Here is a 20239-nt window from a genome sequence, read left to right as displayed (position 1 = left end):
ATGTAATTCACCACAGAGTAACACAGAGTTTCACTGAGTGAGCCTCATCCATTAATAACTAATGATAGTTATCTGTGTTACTCTGTGGCAAATACGAATTTTGATACATCCCTCTTAAATTGACGCACCGGTATCCGAAAAAAGGGAGAGCCCTCTTAGCCCTTCTCTCCCACCGTTTTTTACGTTCCTACGGATGCAATTCTTTGAAAGTGTCGTTTTCTTCTTTCACTTGTTTCACAGTTTCGTTCAGATCGTCAATCGGAAGGTCGTATCCATACCATCCGGTATAGCAATCGGTCACGTACCACTTACCATCAATCAAGTCGAAGATCACACGAAGATCTACTTCCGACTCTTCATATCCGGCTTCAAACTCTTTATGTGTCGGTTCGTTTACCGTAAACTTAGAAACATAAATTCCTCCTTCTTCCTGAGTGATGCGTTCCTCTTTCAGAGTCTCGGCATCCAGCAACGGCCATTTTTCCTGAGTAAAGGGGAAGGTCTTTTCACTATTCCCATCGTCCGTCATCAAGGTGATGGGAGTTTTCAACGGAAACTTGACACGGGTATACTGGAAAGAAGCACTTGAGGTGAATTTCTTCAGAAACGACTGGAAGGTCTCCTCAGCCGTCTCCGCAGCAACATCACTCTCTGCCTTCGCTTTCGAAGTATTTCCACAGGAAATAAAGCAAATACCCCCTATCAGGGTAAGCATAAACAGACAAAGCACAAATCTTTTCACTTTCATAACGAATGGATTTAGAACGGGGAATCTCACCCCGCATTTTCAGCGGGCAAAGATAATATATCTTCCTAATATCCAACTCGGAGGGACAGAATTATTTATGTCTCAGATACTCATAGCCGAAACGGCAATAAAGACACTTCTTCTTATCGCAATATTCTTTCTGCAATTGTAACAACGCCTGGCTATCTGCCGCTGTCTGAACCGGAATGCCGGCTCCGCTCCACATACGGGTAACATAATTATTTTCAGCTTTCAGTTCTTCAAGTAATGAGGCCGCACGCTCACACAGCCGTTCGTCGGCTTTATGCAGGCCATATGCATACAGAAAAGGAATGACCGTATTGATAATGATCAGCTCCTTTGCACCGGCACCAATACTTTTCTCTCTCCGTGGGGAGGATTTGCCAAACATGAAATGTTCTTCCCAATAAGCAGAAGTGTGACCGGCAAAAATATGTTTCAGATCTTTCAGAGTCTCCGCTTCCATGACCCGTGAAAACAAAGAGCGTTCTCTGTAATAAAGTGAAGCTAATTGTGCCAGTCTCACATGGGGAAAGTTACCCGGACGAAGACGGAGGAAACGCCACAAAGAGGGATTCATCACCGGAGGAAGTTCAAACTTGTGTTGCAAATAACGGAATTCTTTCTGCATCCAACTGAAATAATCGTCGGCGGATTCTCCCTCCAACAAACCGGCTTGTCCGAAGAAGAAAGCTTCCACCTGTGTCAGATCGTCACGATGCTTATCAATGGCACGAAACGAGAGCAGATTTGCCCAAGTCTCAAAAGCATCTCCATTCAGCCCGAATCCGAAATTACGTGCCAACGTGATGAAAAAAGCATCTTCCCAATGCTGATTGCAACGTTGGAGTCGCCGAGTTATGGTTCGGTTCTTCTGATCAAAGCGCTCTGTCTGTAAAGCGGTCAGCCAGGAGTGAATCGTTAATTTAGGAAGGGTTTCCAGAATGGAATAGCAAGGCGGGTGTATATCTGCCCGGCAAAGCTCATCATAATGCTCTTTCACCTGTTCGGGGCAAGGTAACCGGAGTTGCGGAACCGGTTCCCCATTGGAACGATATATCTCGCAATCGATCTCTGTGACAATGTGCAGAATCACTGAGTCATACGCTATGTCACGGTCATGTCCGTGACGAAACCAATCAGAAGAAGCAGTATGTATTTCGACATTACCTACCCAAAGCGTACCACCGATTTTTAGTTTGGCATTAAAAAAATCGGGGCCGGAATCAGAATTCGGCAATCCGGTATCAATCACTTCAACAGGCAGCCCGGTGGTTGTTTGCAGTTCATGGAGAGGGAAGATTTTGTGTTTCCACACATAGTGCAGGAGTTGTTCCATTGTTAACAAGACGTTAATGTGCTCGACAAATGTAATAAAAATCTTATCTTTGCGACTAATATTTTGGATATAAAGTCTATAAAGTCAGTAAAACAATGAAAATAGCATTAATAGGTTACGGAAAAATGGGCAAAGAAATCGAAAAGGTTGCCCTCAGTCGCGGACACGAAATTGTCAGCATTATCGACATCAACAACCAGGATGATTTCGAATCCGAAGCGTTCAAATCGGCAGATGTGGCCATTGAATTCACTAATCCCATGGTAGCCTACAGCAATTATATGAAAGCTTTCAAAGCAGGTGTAAAGTTGGTTTCGGGCAGTACCGGATGGATGGCAGAGCACGGTGACGAAGTAAAAGAACTGTGTAACAAAGGTGGAAAGACCTTATTCTGGTCATCTAATTTCAGTTTGGGAGTAACTATCTTCTCGGCTGTCAACAAGTATCTGGCTAAGATAATGAACCAATTCCCCGCCTATGACGTAACCATGAGCGAAACCCACCACGTACACAAGCTCGATGCACCAAGCGGAACAGCGATCACACTGGCAGAAGGAATCCTTGAAAATATGAAACGCAAAAGCGTCTGGGTAAAAGAGGAAGCACATGCAACCAATGAATTGCCGATCCACTCTATTCGCGAAGGAGAAGTATTCGGTATCCATACCATCCGCTATGACTCCGAAGCAGACAGTATCTCCATCACCCACGATGCCAAAAACCGGGGAGGTTTCGCATTGGGAGCCGTATTGGCGGCTGAGTATACAGCAGCCCATGAAGGCTATCTGGGTATGAGTGATTTATTCCCATTCTTAAAAGATTAACATCATGAGAAAAGCAACACGTACTCAATGGATAAAGTGTTCCATTGCCATTCTTTTGTATCTGATATTCCTGATTTGGGTGAAAAGCTGGTGGGGACTGATCGTAGTTCCTTTCATCTTCGACATCTACATCACCAAAAAGATTCCCTGGTCGTTCTGGAAGAAATCTAAAAACCCGACGGTCCGTAGTGTGATGAGTTGGGTAGATGCCATCGTTTTCGCTTTGGTAGCAGTATATTTCGTAAACATCTATGTTTTTCAGAATTATCAGATCCCATCATCGTCACTGGAAAAATCGCTGCTGGTTGGAGACTTCCTCTACGTGAGCAAAATGAGTTACGGCCCCCGTGTGCCGAACACACCGCTATCAATGCCCTTGGCACAACATACATTGCCGATTCTGAATACTAAATCCTATATTGAATGGCCGCAATGGAAATACAAACGTGTACCCGGATTCGGTAAAGTGAAACTGAATGACATCGTAGTGTTTAACTTCCCTGCGGGAGATACCGTCGCACTGAATTTCCAGGATGCAGACTTTTATACATTGGCGTACAACATCGGAAAGCAGATTTACCCGAACCCGATCGACATGGACAGCCTGACTCGGGAGCAGCAGAAGACAGTGTATGATTTATACTATAATGCCGGTCGGAAAGAGATACTGTCAAACCCTCAACGATATGGTAAAGTTGTTACCCGTCCGGTAGACCGCCGGGAGAACTATGTAAAACGTTGTGTAGGACTTCCGGGAGATACACTCCAGATTATCAACGGTCAGGTTATGATTGATGGCAAGGCCATTGAAAACCCGGAAAACTTGCAATTCAACTATTTTGTGCAAACTACCGGCCCGTACATCACGGAAGAAATGTTCCGCGAACTGGGTATCAGCAAAGCCGACCAAAGACTAACTCCCGAAGGAGCAGGCTATGAAGAGGGACTGATTGAGCTGGGATTGGACGGACGAAATGCCCAAGGTGGACTGAATCCTGTTTATCATCTTCCGTTAACGAAGAAGATGTATGACACTCTATCCGGTAACAAAAAATTAGTCGGTAAGATTGTAATAGAACCGGAAGAATACTCCGGAGAAGTGTATCCCCTGAATTTAAATACCCATTGGAATCGTAGTGACTACGGCCCTATCTGGATTCCGGCAAAGGGTGCCACCATCACACTGACCCCGGACAATCTGCCCATTTATGAACGGTGTATCACTGCTTATGAAGGCAATAAACTGGAACAGAAAGAAGACGGAATCTACATCAACGGTGTGAAGACAAACCAATACACTTTCCAGATGGATTATTATTGGATGATGGGCGATAACCGTCATAATTCCGCCGACTCTCGCTATTGGGGATTCGTACCGGAAGATCACGTAGTAGGTAAACCGATCGTCGTATGGTTATCATTAGATAAAGACCGTAACTGGTTCGATGGTAAAATCCGCTGGAACCGCATCTTTAAGTGGGTAGACTGAGTAATCAATGGGAAAGGGACTCAAATGGATTATAGCTTTTGCCGGAGCAATGGTCATCGTACTGTTGCTCCGCGGCTTTGCTTTTACCTCATGCCTGATACCTTCGGCGGGTATGGAGAATTCCCTTTTTCAGGGTGAACGTATTCTGGTAAATAAATGGAGCTACGGACTTCGTGTACCCTATATGTCATTATTCTCCTACCACCGCTGGGGAGAAAGTCCCATACATAAAGACGACATCGTCGTATTCAATAACCCTGCGGGTATCAAAGAACCCGTTATAGACCGAAGAGAGATTTATATAAGCCGATGCATCGGTGTACCGGGGGATACGTTACTTATCGATTCACTCTTCAACGTGGTCGACCGTAGCACACAACTCGGACCGGACCGGAAACAACTATATACGTATCCGCAAACCAAGGAACAGCAACTGGATTCATTGCTTTCTATTCTTTCTATTGGCCCTAATGAACTGATGGGACAACACGAAGGAAAAAATGTACGGAGCTTCAGCCGCTATGAGTATTATTTGCTCGATCAGGCTATGAACGGGAAAAGCTGGATACAGCCTTTACAACAAAGCTTACAGGAAGAAGCTAAACCACTTATTGTTCCGGGTAAAGGAAAAGCAGTCCGGGTATATCCGTGGAACCGGACATTGTTACGAAACACGCTGGTACTGCATGAGGGTAAACAGGCGGAGATCCGAAACGATACGCTCTACATCGAAGGACGTCCTTCACAACATTGTTATTTCACCAAAGATTATTACTGGATGGCTTCCAATAATTCGGTAAATCTTTCCGATTCCCGCCTGTTCGGTTTCGTACCGCAGGATCATGTCATTGGAAAAGCTTCACGAATCTGGTTCTCAAAAACAGACCATACGGGAATCTTTAGCGGATACCGCTGGGAACGATTCTTCCAACCGGTAAAATAGTTCGTATCCCCGGATAACAAATTATATAATAACAATCAAGTAATCACTAATCATCAATTACCAATGAAAGTTGCCTATCTTTCTTCTGCCTATCTGGCTCCTGTAGAATACTACAGCAAATTGTTGAACTACGATAAAATATTCATCGAACAACACGACCATTACATGAAGCAGACCTACCGGAACCGTTGTACCATTGCCGGACCGGAAGGCGAACTGGCACTTTCTATCCCCATCGTAAAACCGGAAGAGCCTAAATGCCCGATGAAAGATATCCGGATTTCGGATCATGGGAATTGGAGGCATCTACACTGGAATGCAATAGAGTCGGCCTATAACAGTACTCCATTTTTTGAATATTACAAAGATGATTTTCGCCCGTTCTATGAGAAAAAATATGAATTTCTGACGGACTTCAACGAAGAATTATGCCGACTGGTTTGCGAACTGATAGATATACAGCCTGCCATTGAACGGACGAAAGAATATAAAACAGACTTTGCCCCGAACGAAATCGATTTTCGCGAAGCGATCCATCCCAAGAAAGATTTTCACCGGACAGATCCGGAATTTATCCCTCAGCCTTACTATCAGGTATTCGAAGCCCGCTACGGTTTTCTACCCAACCTGAGCATCATCGACCTTCTGTTTAATATGGGACCGGAAAGCCTGCTGATACTGCAGAAAACATGTGCCGATTCTCAATAAAAGGGAGCGATCCCCTTGAATTTCCCTCTTTTTTTAAACCATCCCATCAACTTTATAGCTATATTTGCGCTCTGCGTGTGCGATAACGAAGCCACAAGACAAGAAGTCTAACCTTTAAAAGCAATAGTATGGCAAACTTATTTAGTGTAAAGGACAAAGTAGTAGTCATTACCGGTGGAACGGGAGTATTAGGAAAAGCAATTGCAGCCCACCTGGCAGAAGAAGGTGCCAAAGTCATTCTCCTCGGACGTAAAACCGAAGTGGGTAATAAGATTGTAGAATCAATTCGTACCCAAGGAGGTGAAGCGCTGTTTCTGACAACCGATGTACTCGACCGGAAGATACTTGAACAGAACCTGGCGGATATACTGAAAGCTTATGGGCGGATAGATGCATTACTCAATGCGGCAGGAGGCAATATGCCGGGAGCTACGATCTCACCTACAGGCGATATCTTTGACCTGAAAATAGATGAATTCCAGAAAGTATTGGATCTGAACCTGACCGGTACGATACTGCCGACACAAGTATTCCTGAAACCCATGGTGGAGCAAAGAGCGGGCGCTATCGTCAATTTCTCCTCCATGGCTGCTTTCCGCCCTTTGACGCGTGTGGCCGGCTATGCCGCTGCCAAGGCCGGGATCTCCAATTTCACCGCATTTATGGCCACGGAGATTGCCAAAAAGTTTGGTGAAGGAATCCGTATAAATGCCATCGCCCCGGGATTCTTCCTGACAGAACAGAATCGTGCACTACTAACCAATCCGGACGGCACCTATACACAACGGGGACAAGACGTAATCCGTCAAACGCCATTCGGGCGTATGGGACGTGCCGAAGAGTTATGCGGAACAATTCAATACCTCATCAGCGACGCAGCAAGCTTTGTAACGGGTACAGTGGCGGTAGTGGATGGAGGATTCAATGCCTTTGCGATGTAAAGAAAGTCTAACTTCTGATCCCACACATATCTGAAAAGGGAAGAGACAGAACAGACACACTGACTGATTAAACCAACCTCAAATAAAAACAGACTTATGAATCAACCAGATATCATGACTTTACCAAAAGACAAACTCTTTTTATCCGAACAAACCTGGCGTTGGTACGGACCGGACGATCCTGTCAGCCTTTGGGATATTAAACAAGCCGGAGCTACGGGTATTGTTAACGCTTTACACCACATTCCCAACGGTGAAGTGTGGACCGTCGAAGAAATTATGAAACGAAAGGAACTGATCGAATCTGTCGGCCTGAAATGGTCGGTAGTAGAGAGTGTCCCGGTACACGAACATATCAAAACCCAGACTGGCAACTTTCGGAAATACATCGAGAATTATAAAGAAAGTTTGCGTAACTTGGGACAATGCGGCATCCATATCGTTACTTACAATTTTATGCCTGTGCTCGACTGGACTCGTACGGATCTTGCCTATACCCTCCCCGATGGCTCCAAAGCCCTGCGTTTTGAACGCGCCGCCTTCATAGCTTTTGATCTTTTCTTACTGAAACGGCCGGGTGCCGAAACCGAATACACAGATGAAGAAAAAACGAAAGCGAGAATCCGGTTTGAACAGATGGACGAAAAGGAGAAACAGCTCCTTGTCCGTAATATGATTGCCGGGCTTCCCGGTTCGGAAGAAAGCTTCACATTGGAGCAATTTCAGCATGAATTGGACCGATACAGAGGCATCGATGCAGAAAAGTTACGCACCCACTTAATCTATTTCCTCAAAGAAATAACTTCGACGGCAGACGAAGCCGGTGTGAAGCTGGTTATCCACCCGGACGATCCTCCTTGCTCCATTCTCGGTTTGCCACGCATCATGAGCTGTGCAGAAGATTTTCAGGCACTGATCGATGCCGTCCCTAACGAATCGAACGGACTCTGCCTTTGTACCGGATCACTCGGTGTAAGCTGTGCCAATGACTTGGAAGGTATGATGAGACGGTTCGGAGACCGGATCAACTTTGTCCATTTCCGAAGTACCCAACGGGATGCTGAAGGTAATTTCTACGAAGCCAATCACCTGGAAGGAGACGTGGACATGTATCACGTCATGAAAGCCTTCCTGGAGTTACAACAGAGAAGAAAAGTATCGATCCCCATGCGCCCGGACCACGGACACCAGATGGTGGATGACCTTAAAAAGAAAACGAACCCGGGATACTCCTGCATAGGACGCCTGCGAGGACTTGCCGAGTTAAGGGGATTGGAAATGGGAATTGCAAAGTCAATCTTTTAAAATCCGAAAGCTACAACAGCCAACTTCTTTATCCGGTACAAATACAGATTCCACAGATTAACACAGATTCCCCAATAGGACAATCAATCTCTGCTAATCTGTGGAATCAATAGTATATCGACAAATATACAAGGTTTGTACAAGGGTCAGCCGACTTGCTGCCTGTACACCTCCTCCTTGATTCTTTCTACCTGCTCAGCCAACCGGGGAGAATCTTCACTTCCCATAATCCAAAGCGGACAAGCATCTTCCAACGCATGATAAGAAGGCTGCACATAAGTTTTATCCAGCACTTCATATCCATTACGCCGGTAGTAATTCACACGACGGGTAGTCATTTCATCTTCTGTAGGTTCTACTTCGAGCAGGCGTACCCCTTTCAGGTGTTCAGCCACATAATCAAGCACTTGCTGCCCTATCTTTTTATTCCGCATCTCAGGGAATACAGCCAAATGTTCCAGATAGTAGAAGTCACCCATATCCCAATATACAAACATTCCACTCAATTCTCCATCACATTCAATAGCATTGAAATACATTGGGGCATGGTTCTCAATCATTCGCTTCAACTGCCCGATTTTTCTTCTCTCACTTTCGGGAAAAGACTCCTCGTACAAAGGAATCAAACGGTTCAGACGTGAATCGTCAGCACTCGTAATACGGATTAATGTCATCATAAATTCTATGTTTTCGAGCAAAGATAAGCTGAATAAGCCGGAAGACAGCGGTCTTTAAACATTTTTACGCAATCTTTTTAAGCAGAAGATATGCAGGCATTATTCACCGACGGACATCCCCCGACAGGTTCAATCCAATACTATTAAAAATAATTAATAAGCGAGAAAAAGCAGAGTCACCCGGACCAAAAAGCCATATTAATCCATACATTTGCCGCCAATTATGGCAGCATACATCAAACTACTAATGTTATGCCTGTTGTTTTTGGTATTCGGTACCCAGAAAAGCAGTGCTCTACAGCCCGTAAATAACGGGGTGGCGGTCACTACTGCCGTAAAAAGCCACACTCACAATGTTCCCTCTTTTGATAACTCCGGTCACGATCTGTTTGACTTCAATCAGGGGATACTGCTTAAGAAATCGGTTTCGGATTCAGCCAATCCGTATAAACAGGGCAATAACTTCCATCCCGCTATCAAGACGGATGCTCAGAGACCGATAACATTCAAAGAAGATACTTCTACCTATACCCTCCGTAACAGAGTTAAGCCTGCACAAAAATACGATGTATTTGCGCTCAGGCATATCCTTATTTAGCACTTTCTGCATCACGGCTCTATAGGTTCATATACAGCCCGCACCAGGATGTTTTTTTAGTTTATATATTCCAAGGTCAGAGAGTGCATCGTAAAGATTTATATAAGTATTAATTGTGTGTCTAATAGTAATGTCAATCCTCAGATGCACCCTCTTCCTTTTTTCTTATCTGTAAATCAGTGTAGAGAGATATTCCTCTGCAAACATTTCATTGGCTACCTCCAACAGTCCTTCTGCCGTCAAGGCTTCGATACGCCGGAAAACAGATTCGGATGATTCATACTTATTGTAATGCAGAAAAGTCTTCGCCATTCCCAGCGCATTGTTTTCGTTATTATCGGAAGCGACCCCGATCTGGCCGATCAGTTGCTTTTTGGCAGCCATCAATTGCGAAGAGGTCATCTTCACATCACGCATCCGTTTCAGCTCCTTGTAAGTCAGTTTCAGACAAGTATCCACATCCTCCGGATCGGTACCGAAATAAATGCAGAAAGCCCCCGTATCGGTATATGACGTTAAGTTGGACTCCACCGTATAGACCAGTCCCCTGCGTTCGCGCAGAGAGACATTCAGACGACTGTTCATCCCCGGACCACCCAGAATATTATTCAGCAGATACAATGCGGTACGCTTGTCATCATAGGCATTATATCCCCGACTGCCAATCATCACATGTGCCTGATGGGTCTCCTTGTGAACAACCAACTGCTCGGGTACATAAAGCGGAGGTATCGTACGCTGATTCTCAACCGTAACCAACGGAAGATCCACTAACAGCTTCTCCACCTGACGGACTATTTTCTGAAAATTGAAATCACCCAGGACAAAGAATACCATATTGGAGGGTTGATAAAACCGGGAAGTAAAAGCCATGGCATCCTCGCTCCGGAATTTCTTCAGCAGATCGGGTCTGCCCAGGATATTACGTCCTAACGGATGATTGCGAAAGATCATATCTTCAAAGTCATCAAAAATCAATTCCGAAGGAGTGTCTTCGTACGACTGTATTTCATCGATAATCACCTCTGTCTCTTTTTCGATTTCGTTCTGCGGAAAGGTGGAATGGAAAACGATATCCGCCAGCAGTTCCAGTGCCCTTCCGAAGTGCTCAGTCAGAAATGCCGAATAGATCACAGTTTCCTCTTTATTGGTATACGCATTCAGATCGCCACCCACATTCTCCATGCGGTTCAGGATATGCCAAGCCTTCCGTTTCCGGGTACCTTTAAAAATAAGATGCTCTACAAAGTGAGCCATTCCTTGTTCATTTTCGGCCTCATCACGGGTTCCGGCATCTACGGCAAATCCGCAATAAGCCACCTTCGAAGAAGAGGGTTCATGAATAATGCGAAGTCCATTGGACAGGGTATGTATATTATATTGCATTTCTGCACGGGTACTTAACTGCTTCATTCTTACTATTAAGTTAGGTTGAGGACACAAAAATACAATAAAACTTATTGTCGTTTATAGAAAATTGCAGATATTTGTAAGCTATAACATCAATAACCCTTATGGAGAAGATAGGAATTTTCTGTTCCGCATCCGGCAGCATCGACCCGATATACTTCGATGCCGCCCATCAGATTGGCGAATGGATGGGGAAAAACGGCAAGACACTTATCTATGGTGGTGCCAACCTCGGACTCATGGAATGCGTGGCCAAAGCAGTCAAAGAAAACGGGGGACATGTCATCGGTGTAGTACCTTCCAAACTGGAAGAAAACGGCAAAGTAAGTACATACCCCGATGAGATAATCGCCACACACGACCTGAGCGACCGCAAGGATATCATCCTGCAACAATCGGATGTATTGGTGGCCCTTCCCGGCGGCATAGGCACGCTGGATGAGGTATTTCATGTCATGGCAGCCGCTTCCATCGGCTATCATCAGAAGAAAGTGATCTTCTACAATGCAGATGGTTTCTACAACCCACTGCTCGCCGTGCTCAGCGAATTACAGGCAAGAGGATTCACCCGTCACCCTCTGTCCTCCTATTATGAAGTAGCAAACACATTTAATGAATTAACAATTAAGATATAATGATTGAATCTATTCAAGAACTCCTGCAAAAGGAAGCACAAGCTGTGCTGAATATTCCTGTGACTGATGCCTACGAAAAGGCCGTTGAATTAATAGTGGAACAAATACACAGAAAAAAAGGCAAACTTGTAACTTCCGGCATGGGTAAAGCCGGACAAATAGCGATGAACATCGCCACTACGTTTTGTTCGACCGGAATTCCCTCTGTCTTCCTGCACCCCAGCGAGGCACAACACGGCGATCTGGGCATCCTGCAAGAGAACGACCTGTTATTATTGATTTCAAATTCAGGTAAAACCCGTGAAATCGTAGAGTTAACCCAGCTGGCCCACAACCTGAATCCGGGTCTGAAATTCATTGTCATCACCGGCAATCCGGACAGTCCGCTTGCCAGCGAATCGGATGTATGCCTGAGCACAGGACATCCTGCCGAAGTTTGTACCCTGGGGATGACTCCGACCACTTCGACTACGGTAATGACCGTCATCGGCGATATTCTCGTAGTGCAAACCATGAAAAGGACCGAATTTACTATTGAAGAATACTCCAAACGCCATCACGGTGGCTACTTGGGCGAAAAATCAAGAAAACTATGCGTAAAGTAATCGGCATCGGAGAGACTATACTCGATATCATCTTCCGAAACGACCAGCCTTCGGCAGCCGTTCCCGGAGGCTCTGTATTCAACGGCATCGTTTCTTTGGGACGCATGGGAGTCAATGTATGCTTCATCAGTGAAACAGGGAATGACCATGTAGGAAACATCATTCTGCAATTCATGCGTGACAATCACATCCCGACGGATCACGTCAACGTGTTTCCGGACGGCAAATCGCCCGTATCCCTGGCTTTCCTCAACGAACACAGCGATGCAGAATATATCTTCTATAAAGACTACCCAAAACAGCGGCTGGACGTTTTATTCCCGTCCATCAATGAAGACGACATCATTGTCATCGGTTCATATTATGCTCTCAATCCGGTATTGCGTGATAAGATATTGGAGCTGCTGGACATAGCAAAAGAAAAAAGAGCGATTGTATACTACGATCCCAATTTCCGATCCTCACACAAGAATGAAGCGATGAAACTGGCTCCGACCATTATCGAGAACCTGGAATATGCCGACATTGTAAGAGGTTCTTTGGAAGACTTCTATTATATGTACGGAATCAAAGACGTAGAAAAAATCTACAAGGACAAGATAAAGTTCTATTGTCCGCTCTTCCTTTGCACAGCCGGAGCCGAAAGAATCTCACTGCGTACGAACGCAATATCCAAAGAGTATCCTGTCGCGCCATTAGAGGCAGTCAGCACTATCGGTGCAGGAGACAATTTTAATGCCGGGCTGATCTACGGCATGCTAAAGTACGACGTCCGGTACCGTGACTTGCAACACCTGAGTGAAGAGACCTGGGATAAAGTGATACAATGCGGACAAGACTTTGCAGCCGAAGTCTGCAAAAGTTTCAACAACTCCATATCCGGGGAGTTTGCGGCCAACTACCGTTGAAAGCAATAAGCTACGGGCTACAAACTGCGAATGAATGTACAGTCATCCGGCACGGTTACCTGTAGCTTGTAGCCTGCAATTCGTAGCTAATTACTATTAACGTTGCCTAATTATCGCAAAGTAATTATACCATGTAACGAGAATTCCTATCTTTGCAATCAGTGCTTTCAGACAAATACAAACTATGTACAAGAACCTGTTCAATTTACTAACTATTTTACTTATTCTGCCTTCGTGCACAGACATGTCTCCTAACATTTCGGTGGTTTGCGAAGAGAATAATATAGGAAACTGTATTCTTAAATGGGAAACGACTCCTCTCATCAAGGGGCAGGTGAAAGTATATACATCCGACAATCCGGAATTCATACCCGAAGATAATCCGGTTGCCATGGCCAATATCTCCGATGCGCGAATGACGATTGTGACCAACGATCCTTCCAGGCGCTCTTATTACATGCTGGTGTTCAACGATAAATACCGTGTGAAAGTGGCTCCCCGCAACGTGAATATGCCCGGCATTCAAAACTTCCGTGACTTGGGAGGTTACAAATCCGCCACCGGAAAGCATGTACGTTGGGGCAAGCTCTACCGTTCGGCACAGATAGACAGCCTGAATTGCTTTGCCCTCAGGAAACTGCAAAACCTGGGTATCAAGACCATTCTGGATCTGCGCTCCGAGAGCGAACTCCATAATACACCTCCCTTGCAAAAGGGATTCAATGTAGTACATATCCCCATCAACACGGGCGACATGGAACATATCCTGCACGGCATACAGCAAGAGAAGATCAAGACAGATACCATTTACCACATGGTAGAAGCGATGAATCGTGAACTGGTGGCAAAATACCAAAAGGAATATAAAGAGATTTTCGACATCCTGCTCGATAAAAACAGTTATCCGGTCGTGATTCACTGCTCGTCGGGAAAAGGACGGACAGGCATTGTATCCGCACTGATACTGGCCTCTTTAGATGTCAATGCAGATATCATTATGGAAGATTACCGTTTGAGCAACGATTACTTCAACATCCCCAAAGCCTCCAAATACGCCTATAACCTGCCGGTCAATTCACAGGAAGCCATCACCACCCTCTTTTCGGCAAAAGAAGACTTTCTCAATGCAGCCAAAGACGAGATAGAGCGGAAATACGGTGATGTACCCACCTATCTGCGAAAGGCAATCGGCCTTCAGTCCGAAGACATACACAGGCTACGCACCATCTTACTGGAATAACGCACTTTTTGTTCATCATTATTTATTGTTATCATTCATTATTCACAATTAATGCGTATCTTTGCACCCGAAAATAAAGATATACAGAGATTTAATGAAGACATTTGAAGAGCTTGGCGTTTCTCCGGAGATACGTAAAGCTATTGAAGAGATGGGATACGAGAATCCCATGCCGGTACAGGAGGAAGTGATTCCATACCTATTAGGAGAGAATAATGATGTAGTAGCTCTTGCACAGACAGGGACGGGTAAGACCGCAGCGTTTGGCTTGCCCCTCATCCAGAAAATTAACGTAAAAAACAGAATACCTCAATCACTCGTTCTTTGCCCCACACGCGAGCTTTGCCTCCAGATAGCAGGCGACCTGAACGACTATTCCAAATACATCGACGGGCTGAAAGTATTGCCCGTATACGGCGGTTCATCCATCGACAGCCAGATACGCAGCCTGAAACGGGGTGTGCATATCATTGTTGCCACACCGGGGCGACTCCTCGACCTGATGGAACGCAAAACGGTATCTCTTGCCACTGTCACAAACGTAGTGATGGACGAAGCGGACGAAATGCTCAATATGGGCTTTACGGACAGTATCAATGCCATCCTGGCAGATGTTCCACAAGAACGTAACACACTGCTTTTCTCGGCCACTATGAGCCCGGAAATAGCCCGTATTTCGAAGAACTACCTTCACAATGCAAAAGAGATCACCATCGGACGCAAGAACGAAAGTACGAGCAACGTGAAGCATGTGGTCTATACCGTACATGCAAAAGATAAATACGCCGCCCTGAAACGCATCGTAGACTATTATCCGCAGATTTACGGTATCATCTTCTGCCGTACCCGCAAAGAGACACAGGAAATTGCCGATAAACTGATGCAGGAAGGTTATAACGCTGACTCGTTGCACGGAGAACTCTCACAGGCACAGCGTGACACGGTGATGCAGAAGTTTCGCATCCGCAACATCCAGATTCTGGTAGCCACCGATGTAGCCGCACGCGGACTGGACGTAGACGACCTGACACACGTCATCAACTACGGATTGCCGGACGATACGGAAAGTTATACGCACCGTAGCGGACGTACAGGACGTGCCGGAAAGACAGGTACATCCATCGCCATCATCAATTTGCGTGAAAAAGGAAAGATGCGCGAAATAGAACGCATCATCGGTAAGAAATTCATTGCCGGTGAAATGCCTACCGGTAAGCAGATCTGCGAGAAACAGCTTCTCAAAGTGATAGACGATCTTGAAAAAGTAAAGGTAAACGAGGAGGATATCAATGATTTCATGCCTGAGATTTACCGTAAACTGGAGTGGCTGAGTAAAGAAGACCTCATCAAGCGCATGGTATCGCATGAGTTCAACCGGTTTGTCGACTATTATCGCAACCGCGAAGAAATAGAGGTGCCGACTGATAGCCGCAGCGAACGCGCCGGAAAAAGCCGTGAAGGAAAAAGCAGCCGCCAGGCAGAACCGGGTTACACCCGCCTTTTCATCAATCTGGGTAAGATGGATAACTTCTTCCCTCACGAACTGATCACCTTGCTCAACAATAACACACGAGGAAGAGTAGAATTGGGACGCATCGACCTGATGAAGAATTTCTCGTTCTTCGAAGTGGAAGAGAAACAAGCACAAAACGTCGTAAAGGCGCTGAACCGGACAAACTGGAACGGACGTAAAGTCACAGTAGAGGTAGCCGGAGAAGAGGCATCTACAGAGCACAAAGGACGTGGAAAGCGGAATGAAGGTAACGATCAGGGTGGCAGAGGAAGAAGCAGCGCTCCATCTGCCGACCGCAAAGAGAGAGGCAAAGGCAGCAAAGACAGCAAACAAGCCGACAGCCGGAAAGGCAAAAAGCCAAGCCGTGAGGAACGGGGATATTCCGCAGCCCGCGGCCCCAAAGGCAAAGATGAATGGAAACAGTTCTTTAAAGATGCCGAACCCGACTTCAGCGAAGAAGGATGGGCAAGAAGAAAGCCTAAAAAGAGCTAAATACAAAAGGACAGGAAAAACGGCTGACGGACTTACAAAAGGATTCAAATAGCCGTTTCTGACCAACCTTCCCTCTTTATAAGATCACTCTTTCAGAGAGATCCCGAACGAAAGCCCGGCGCTTCATCCCACTCAGCTACCGTCTGAGTGAGACGGAGAGCCGGGCTTTCCCGTTCCGACAAGCAAGCTCCCGGATGAAATGCTTACTGCATTTACCCCAAAAGGTTACTGCATCGGGAGCAAATGCCTGCTGCATCGGAAGAAGAGACCCACTCTATCGGTACATTCTTCATAAAAGCTCCCGTTTCCGAGTCGGTTGGTATCCGAAGAGGAGCACGAACGAACTATCAAAAAGGCACTATATTTTTATCCGAAAGGTCTATTTGCTCACAGATCACCGCTTATAGCAAAAATCAGAAAGGAAACAGAAGAATTCTCAAGCATCGGATCCTTTCCCTGATGCAAAATCCAGCCATTTTTATTACCTCCACAGGAGAGAGGGCCGAAATAAACGATTCTGAATGGGTCGGAAAAGCAAAAAGTCAAAATGACAACATCCACCGCAGAGCAACAAAGAGTAAACCTGACCTATGGGTAACGAATGATATTTATCTGCGGAAAGCTGTGGAATCCGCAGTGAACACGAGTTGCGATCCCCCATAGTAAAAATCCTTCCCCTCTTTATTATTGTCTTTAAAAGTGCTACCTTTGCGTGAATTAAAAAAAACAGGTAATAGTTTTCGGGTATGAACAAATTGAATGGTTTCCTTTACGGTTTGCTGTCGTCGGCCTCTTTCGGCCTTATTCCTCTTTTCACGATCCCTGCCATGCGTGAAGGAATGAACTTCGAGTCCATTCTGTTCTACCGGTTCCTGTTTGCCTGCCTGGCATTGGGATGCATCCTATTGCTAGACAAGCAGTCTTTCCATATCAAGCGGAAAGAGATCCCGTCATTAATGTTACTTGCTTTTCTGTATCTGATGTCCGCAGTCTTTCTGTTCTGGGGATATAAATTTATGGCAAGCGGCGTAGCCACCACCATTCATTTCATGTATCCGGTATTGACCACTCTGATCATGATGATCTTCTTCCGCGAAAGGAAATCGACGTGGCGCTTCTTTGCTATCGCCCTCGCAGTGGTCGGTGTCTCCTGCCTCTCTTATGGCGACAGTTCGGGAGGAATTACCGCCCTCGGATTATTTATCGTCCTCCTGTCGGCTTTGGGATATGCACTTTATCTGGTTACGGTCAGCCAGCTCAAAATCGGACAGATGAAGGGATTACGGCTTACTTTCTATGTTTTCCTGTTCGGCACGCTCTTATTGCTGGCAGGCATAGGTACTACTACAGGCATACAAACCATCCCTGACTGGCACACGGGTGGAAACCTGGTACTCCTGGCACTGATCCCGACAGTGGTCTCCAACCTGGCATTGGTACGGGCGGTAAAAAGCATCGGCTCCACGCTCACTTCCGTACTTGGAGCCATGGAGCCGGTGACAGCTGTTTGTGTAGGTATCTTTATATTCGGCGAACCCTTTACCCAAAGCATCGGGATCGGTATTCTGCTGATTATTTCGGCAGTAATCGTTATTATACTGAAACGTTAGGAGGTATGTCGAAACCGTACCCTGCGTTATTCTGCGGTAAGTGATGCCCTCACCCCTCTATTTTCAGTTCTTGTATCAGATGGCTTGCTTTACCAAACTTCTCGATAATAAAGAGCATATAACGCACATCGACCCCAATGCAGCGTTGCACATCGGGCTCGAAAACAATATCACTGCTCATGGCTTCCCAGTTTCCATCGAACGCCAATCCCAGCAATTCGCCTTTGCCATTGAACATGGCGCTGCCGGAGTTTCCACCTGTGATGTCGTTGTTTGAGATAAAGCAGACATTCATGTCTCCCTTCGTATCGGCATAACGCCCGAAATCACCCGATGACAGCAGGGACAGCACCTCGGGTTGCACGGCAAAGTCGGGATCGCCGCTGTGCTCTTTTACCTTCTCGAAAATACCCTTCACCGTAGTGTAATAGCCATAATCAGCCCCATCGTAAGGTGAATAACTGCCAATGGTACCGAAACTCAACCGCATGGTAGAATTGGCATCGGGATAGAAATTACGGTCGGCATACATCCGTCTCATGGCAGCATTGAACTCACGTTCGTCCTTCTCTATATTGTCGGAAGCCTCAGCCATCTGACTACGCATATCGAAGAGCTTTACAATGAGATCGATGCCCAGCGAGACTGCAGGATCATCGATCATGTGGAAAGTTGTGTCACGCTCCAGAAAACGCTTCAAGCCGCGGGGGGAGGTAAGTTCCGAATGAGCATACAACGTGTCGACATACATCTGTTCATTGCCTCCGTAAAGTGTATCTATGGTCTGATAAAGATCGGGCAGATAAGCCTTATCCACTTTGCTCCGATACTCCTTCAGCATGGCCACAAACACCTCCTTATCGATGGAAACGTCATAATTTGCATACTTATCGAGTAATTTCTGGAGCTGGGCCACGACCTGTTTCTGTTCCGCCTCAAAATCAAAATTGAGGATAGTCAACGCAAATTGCACCAGCTCGGGACCATTGATAAATGACTCCCCGAAATAAGACATCGCCCGGTTCACCTCCTTGCGGTCCTTATAATTCAGTTCGAGCGACGACATCAGATGCAACAGTTTCTCACGTTCTGCCGGAGTCTTCTGAATCCACTGCCGGAGTGCTTCTTCCGCCTGCCGTTTCTTGTCAAGCACCTTCAGCTTGCGTATCGCTTTATTGGTTCCGATGCTGTTTTTCCAGTAATTGGAACTTTCATCATATTTTGACGCATACTTGATACGGATGGAATCCCTGCGATCCATCTCACGTTTCCAAATGGCCTGTTTCACTCCGCGGACATCGATCATAGCCTGGTTCATGCCGTTCATCATCTCTTCGATGCCAAACGAAGAAAGATAACGTTCCGTGCTACCGGGATAACCCAGAGTCATGCAGAATGAACCTTCTTTGTATCCATCCAATGTGATGGGAGCCACGTATTCGGGACGATAGGGCACGTTGTCGGGTGAATAGTCGGCAGGACGGTTGTCTTTACCGGCATAGATACGAAAGACGCAGAAATCGCCAGTATGACGGGGCCACATCCAATTGTCCGTATCCCAACCAAACTTACCGATGGAAGACGGTGGAGCAAACACCAGGCGTACATCGTTGAAATCGCGGTAAACAGAAAGCCAAAACTCATTGCCACCGTAATACGCATCCACAATGCCGACCAGTGTAGAGTCCTTCTTAGTGACTTCATCTCCCAGCAACACCATCATCGAATCGATGGCCAGGCTGCGTTCGGATTCGGTCATACCGGGTGTCGTAGCTTTCAGTACCCGCCGGGTTACGTTTTCCGTACGAAGCAGAAACCGGACATACAGCTCGGGATTGGGCAATTCTTCCTCCCGGCTATGTGCCGTGAACCCATCTTTCAAATAATCATGATCCACCGAACTGTGTTGCTGTATGCTGCTGAATCCGCAATGGTGATTGGTAAACACCAAGCCATCTTCGGAGACGACTACTCCCGAACAGAATCCTCCGAAACTGACCACAGCGTCTTTCAGAGACGGGTGCCTGGTGCTATAAAGTTGGTCGGCAGGCATCTGCAAACCCAACTCTTTCATCGTCTTACGGGTTTCTTTATTCAAATTGCCAAGCATCCACATACCTTCATCGGCATGCATCGAAACCGGATAGAGTAAAAGCAATGCCAGAAACAGAGCCTCCCCCCACCTCTTTCCGTTGTGGAAAGAGGTAATCACTTTCATTTTATTCATTTATAT

18 protein-coding genes are annotated in these 20239 nt (G+C 46.0%); 13 read left to right on the top strand and 5 right to left on the bottom strand.

The window, feature by feature from the left end:
* Positions 1 to 187 precede the first annotated feature (187 nt).
* Positions 188 to 748 carry a DUF4348 domain-containing protein gene (locus BF9343_RS00670; RefSeq protein ID WP_005783777.1) on the bottom strand — a complete coding sequence of 187 codons (561 nt, stop codon included), beginning with the start codon at positions 746 to 748 and terminating at the stop codon, positions 188 to 190.
* Between the two features lie 91 nt (positions 749 to 839).
* Positions 840 to 2108 (bottom strand): DUF2851 family protein, encoded by a 1269-nt coding sequence (locus tag BF9343_RS00665; protein ID WP_008769170.1) that lies wholly within the window; start codon positions 2106 to 2108, stop codon positions 840 to 842.
* 95 nt (positions 2109 to 2203) lie between these two features.
* Between BF9343_RS00665 and dapB the strand changes: the two genes are divergently transcribed.
* From dapB to uxuA, 6 genes are all read left to right on the top strand, one after another.
* Entirely contained in the window at positions 2204 to 2932 is a 729-nt protein-coding gene (dapB, locus tag BF9343_RS00660) for a 4-hydroxy-tetrahydrodipicolinate reductase (RefSeq protein WP_010991924.1), read from the top strand.
* Between the two features lie 4 nt (positions 2933 to 2936).
* Positions 2937 to 4421 (top strand): S26 family signal peptidase, encoded by a 1485-nt coding sequence (locus BF9343_RS00655; protein WP_005783769.1) that lies wholly within the window; start codon positions 2937 to 2939, stop codon positions 4419 to 4421.
* 7 nt (positions 4422 to 4428) lie between these two features.
* Positions 4429 to 5364 (top strand): signal peptidase I, encoded by a 936-nt coding sequence (gene lepB, locus BF9343_RS00650; RefSeq protein ID WP_005783767.1) that lies wholly within the window; start codon positions 4429 to 4431, stop codon positions 5362 to 5364.
* Between the two features lie 63 nt (positions 5365 to 5427).
* Complete coding sequence (locus BF9343_RS00645) at positions 5428 to 6072, top strand: WbqC family protein (RefSeq protein ID WP_010991923.1); 645 nt, start codon at positions 5428 to 5430, stop codon at positions 6070 to 6072.
* A gap of 128 nt (positions 6073 to 6200) precedes the next feature.
* Entirely contained in the window at positions 6201 to 7013 is an 813-nt protein-coding gene (locus BF9343_RS00640) for an SDR family oxidoreductase (protein WP_005783762.1), read from the top strand.
* 96 nt (positions 7014 to 7109) lie between these two features.
* On the top strand, positions 7110 to 8318 hold the full coding sequence (gene uxuA / locus BF9343_RS00635; RefSeq protein ID WP_005801936.1) for a mannonate dehydratase: 1209 nt from the start codon (positions 7110 to 7112) through the stop codon (positions 8316 to 8318).
* A gap of 146 nt (positions 8319 to 8464) precedes the next feature.
* Here the strand turns inward: uxuA and BF9343_RS00630 are convergent, their stop codons facing one another.
* The gene (locus BF9343_RS00630) at positions 8465 to 8995 is read right to left on the bottom strand and encodes a GNAT family N-acetyltransferase (RefSeq protein ID WP_005783757.1); all 531 of its coding nucleotides are present in this window, start codon (positions 8993 to 8995) and stop codon (positions 8465 to 8467) included.
* 223 nt (positions 8996 to 9218) lie between these two features.
* On the opposite strand from BF9343_RS00630, the gene BF9343_RS00625 reads away from it, so the two are divergent.
* Entirely contained in the window at positions 9219 to 9593 is a 375-nt protein-coding gene (locus BF9343_RS00625) for a hypothetical protein (RefSeq protein ID WP_011201878.1), read from the top strand.
* 165 nt (positions 9594 to 9758) lie between these two features.
* On the opposite strand, the gene BF9343_RS00620 is transcribed toward BF9343_RS00625, so the two are convergent.
* Positions 9759 to 10979 carry a M16 family metallopeptidase gene (locus BF9343_RS00620; protein WP_008769163.1) on the bottom strand — a complete coding sequence of 407 codons (1221 nt, stop codon included), beginning with the start codon at positions 10977 to 10979 and terminating at the stop codon, positions 9759 to 9761.
* A 128-nt stretch (positions 10980 to 11107) separates the two neighbouring features.
* Between BF9343_RS00620 and BF9343_RS00615 the strand changes: the two genes are divergently transcribed.
* The 6 genes from BF9343_RS00615 to BF9343_RS00585 all read left to right on the top strand — a co-directional run bounded on the left by BF9343_RS00615 (position 11108) and on the right by BF9343_RS00585 (position 18006).
* Positions 11108 to 11638, top strand: a complete 531-nt coding sequence (locus BF9343_RS00615) for an LOG family protein (protein WP_008657929.1) — start codon at positions 11108 to 11110, stop codon at positions 11636 to 11638.
* The gene (locus BF9343_RS00610; RefSeq protein WP_005783748.1) at positions 11638 to 12243 is read left to right on the top strand and encodes an SIS domain-containing protein; all 606 of its coding nucleotides are present in this window, start codon (positions 11638 to 11640) and stop codon (positions 12241 to 12243) included. Before BF9343_RS00615 ends, BF9343_RS00610 begins: the two co-directional genes overlap by 1 nt.
* Positions 12231 to 13151 (top strand): carbohydrate kinase family protein, encoded by a 921-nt coding sequence (locus tag BF9343_RS00605; RefSeq protein WP_005783746.1) that lies wholly within the window; start codon positions 12231 to 12233, stop codon positions 13149 to 13151. Before BF9343_RS00610 ends, BF9343_RS00605 begins: the two co-directional genes overlap by 13 nt.
* Positions 13152 to 13335: 184 nt before the next feature.
* Entirely contained in the window at positions 13336 to 14391 is a 1056-nt protein-coding gene (locus BF9343_RS00600) for a tyrosine-protein phosphatase (protein ID WP_005783744.1), read from the top strand.
* A gap of 94 nt (positions 14392 to 14485) precedes the next feature.
* On the top strand, positions 14486 to 16396 hold the full coding sequence (locus BF9343_RS00595) for a DEAD/DEAH box helicase (RefSeq protein WP_011201875.1): 1911 nt from the start codon (positions 14486 to 14488) through the stop codon (positions 16394 to 16396).
* 746 nt (positions 16397 to 17142) lie between these two features.
* Positions 17143 to 18006, top strand: a complete 864-nt coding sequence (locus BF9343_RS00585) for a DMT family transporter (RefSeq protein WP_005783741.1) — start codon at positions 17143 to 17145, stop codon at positions 18004 to 18006.
* 49 nt (positions 18007 to 18055) lie between these two features.
* On the opposite strand, the gene BF9343_RS00580 is transcribed toward BF9343_RS00585, so the two are convergent.
* Entirely contained in the window at positions 18056 to 20233 is a 2178-nt protein-coding gene (locus BF9343_RS00580) for a S46 family peptidase (RefSeq protein ID WP_010991919.1), read from the bottom strand.
* Positions 20234 to 20239: the final 6 nt, after the last annotated feature.

It is taken from the genome of Bacteroides fragilis NCTC 9343, from assembly GCF_000025985.1.
Taxonomy (GTDB): domain Bacteria; phylum Bacteroidota; class Bacteroidia; order Bacteroidales; family Bacteroidaceae; genus Bacteroides; species Bacteroides fragilis.
This window is presented reverse-complemented; position numbering and strand designations above follow the sequence as displayed.

Excerpts from the sequence above, each read along its gene's own strand:
- lepB (WP_005783767.1), top strand. The coding sequence starts at position 4,429 with ATGGGAAAGGGACTCAAATGGATTATAGCTTTTGCCGGAGCAATGGTC.
- BF9343_RS00645 (WP_010991923.1), top strand. The coding sequence starts at position 5,428 with ATGAAAGTTGCCTATCTTTCTTCTGCCTATCTGGCTCCTGTAGAATAC.
- uxuA (WP_005801936.1), top strand. The coding sequence starts at position 7,110 with ATGAATCAACCAGATATCATGACTTTACCAAAAGACAAACTCTTTTTA.
- BF9343_RS00640 (WP_005783762.1), top strand. The coding sequence starts at position 6,201 with ATGGCAAACTTATTTAGTGTAAAGGACAAAGTAGTAGTCATTACCGGT.
- BF9343_RS00610 (WP_005783748.1), top strand. The coding sequence starts at position 11,638 with ATGATTGAATCTATTCAAGAACTCCTGCAAAAGGAAGCACAAGCTGTG.
- BF9343_RS00615 (WP_008657929.1), top strand. The coding sequence starts at position 11,108 with ATGGAGAAGATAGGAATTTTCTGTTCCGCATCCGGCAGCATCGACCCG.
- BF9343_RS00580 (WP_010991919.1), bottom strand. The coding sequence starts at position 20,233 with ATGAATAAAATGAAAGTGATTACCTCTTTCCACAACGGAAAGAGGTGG.
- BF9343_RS00670 (WP_005783777.1), bottom strand. The coding sequence starts at position 748 with ATGAAAGTGAAAAGATTTGTGCTTTGTCTGTTTATGCTTACCCTGATA.
- BF9343_RS00605 (WP_005783746.1), top strand. The coding sequence starts at position 12,231 with ATGCGTAAAGTAATCGGCATCGGAGAGACTATACTCGATATCATCTTC.
- BF9343_RS00585 (WP_005783741.1), top strand. The coding sequence starts at position 17,143 with ATGAACAAATTGAATGGTTTCCTTTACGGTTTGCTGTCGTCGGCCTCT.
- BF9343_RS00600 (WP_005783744.1), top strand. The coding sequence starts at position 13,336 with ATGTACAAGAACCTGTTCAATTTACTAACTATTTTACTTATTCTGCCT.
- BF9343_RS00595 (WP_011201875.1), top strand. The coding sequence starts at position 14,486 with ATGAAGACATTTGAAGAGCTTGGCGTTTCTCCGGAGATACGTAAAGCT.
- dapB (WP_010991924.1), top strand. The coding sequence starts at position 2,204 with ATGAAAATAGCATTAATAGGTTACGGAAAAATGGGCAAAGAAATCGAA.
- BF9343_RS00655 (WP_005783769.1), top strand. The coding sequence starts at position 2,937 with ATGAGAAAAGCAACACGTACTCAATGGATAAAGTGTTCCATTGCCATT.
- BF9343_RS00620 (WP_008769163.1), bottom strand. The coding sequence starts at position 10,979 with ATGCAATATAATATACATACCCTGTCCAATGGACTTCGCATTATTCAT.
- BF9343_RS00625 (WP_011201878.1), top strand. The coding sequence starts at position 9,219 with ATGGCAGCATACATCAAACTACTAATGTTATGCCTGTTGTTTTTGGTA.
- BF9343_RS00630 (WP_005783757.1), bottom strand. The coding sequence starts at position 8,995 with ATGATGACATTAATCCGTATTACGAGTGCTGACGATTCACGTCTGAAC.
- BF9343_RS00665 (WP_008769170.1), bottom strand. The coding sequence starts at position 2,108 with ATGGAACAACTCCTGCACTATGTGTGGAAACACAAAATCTTCCCTCTC.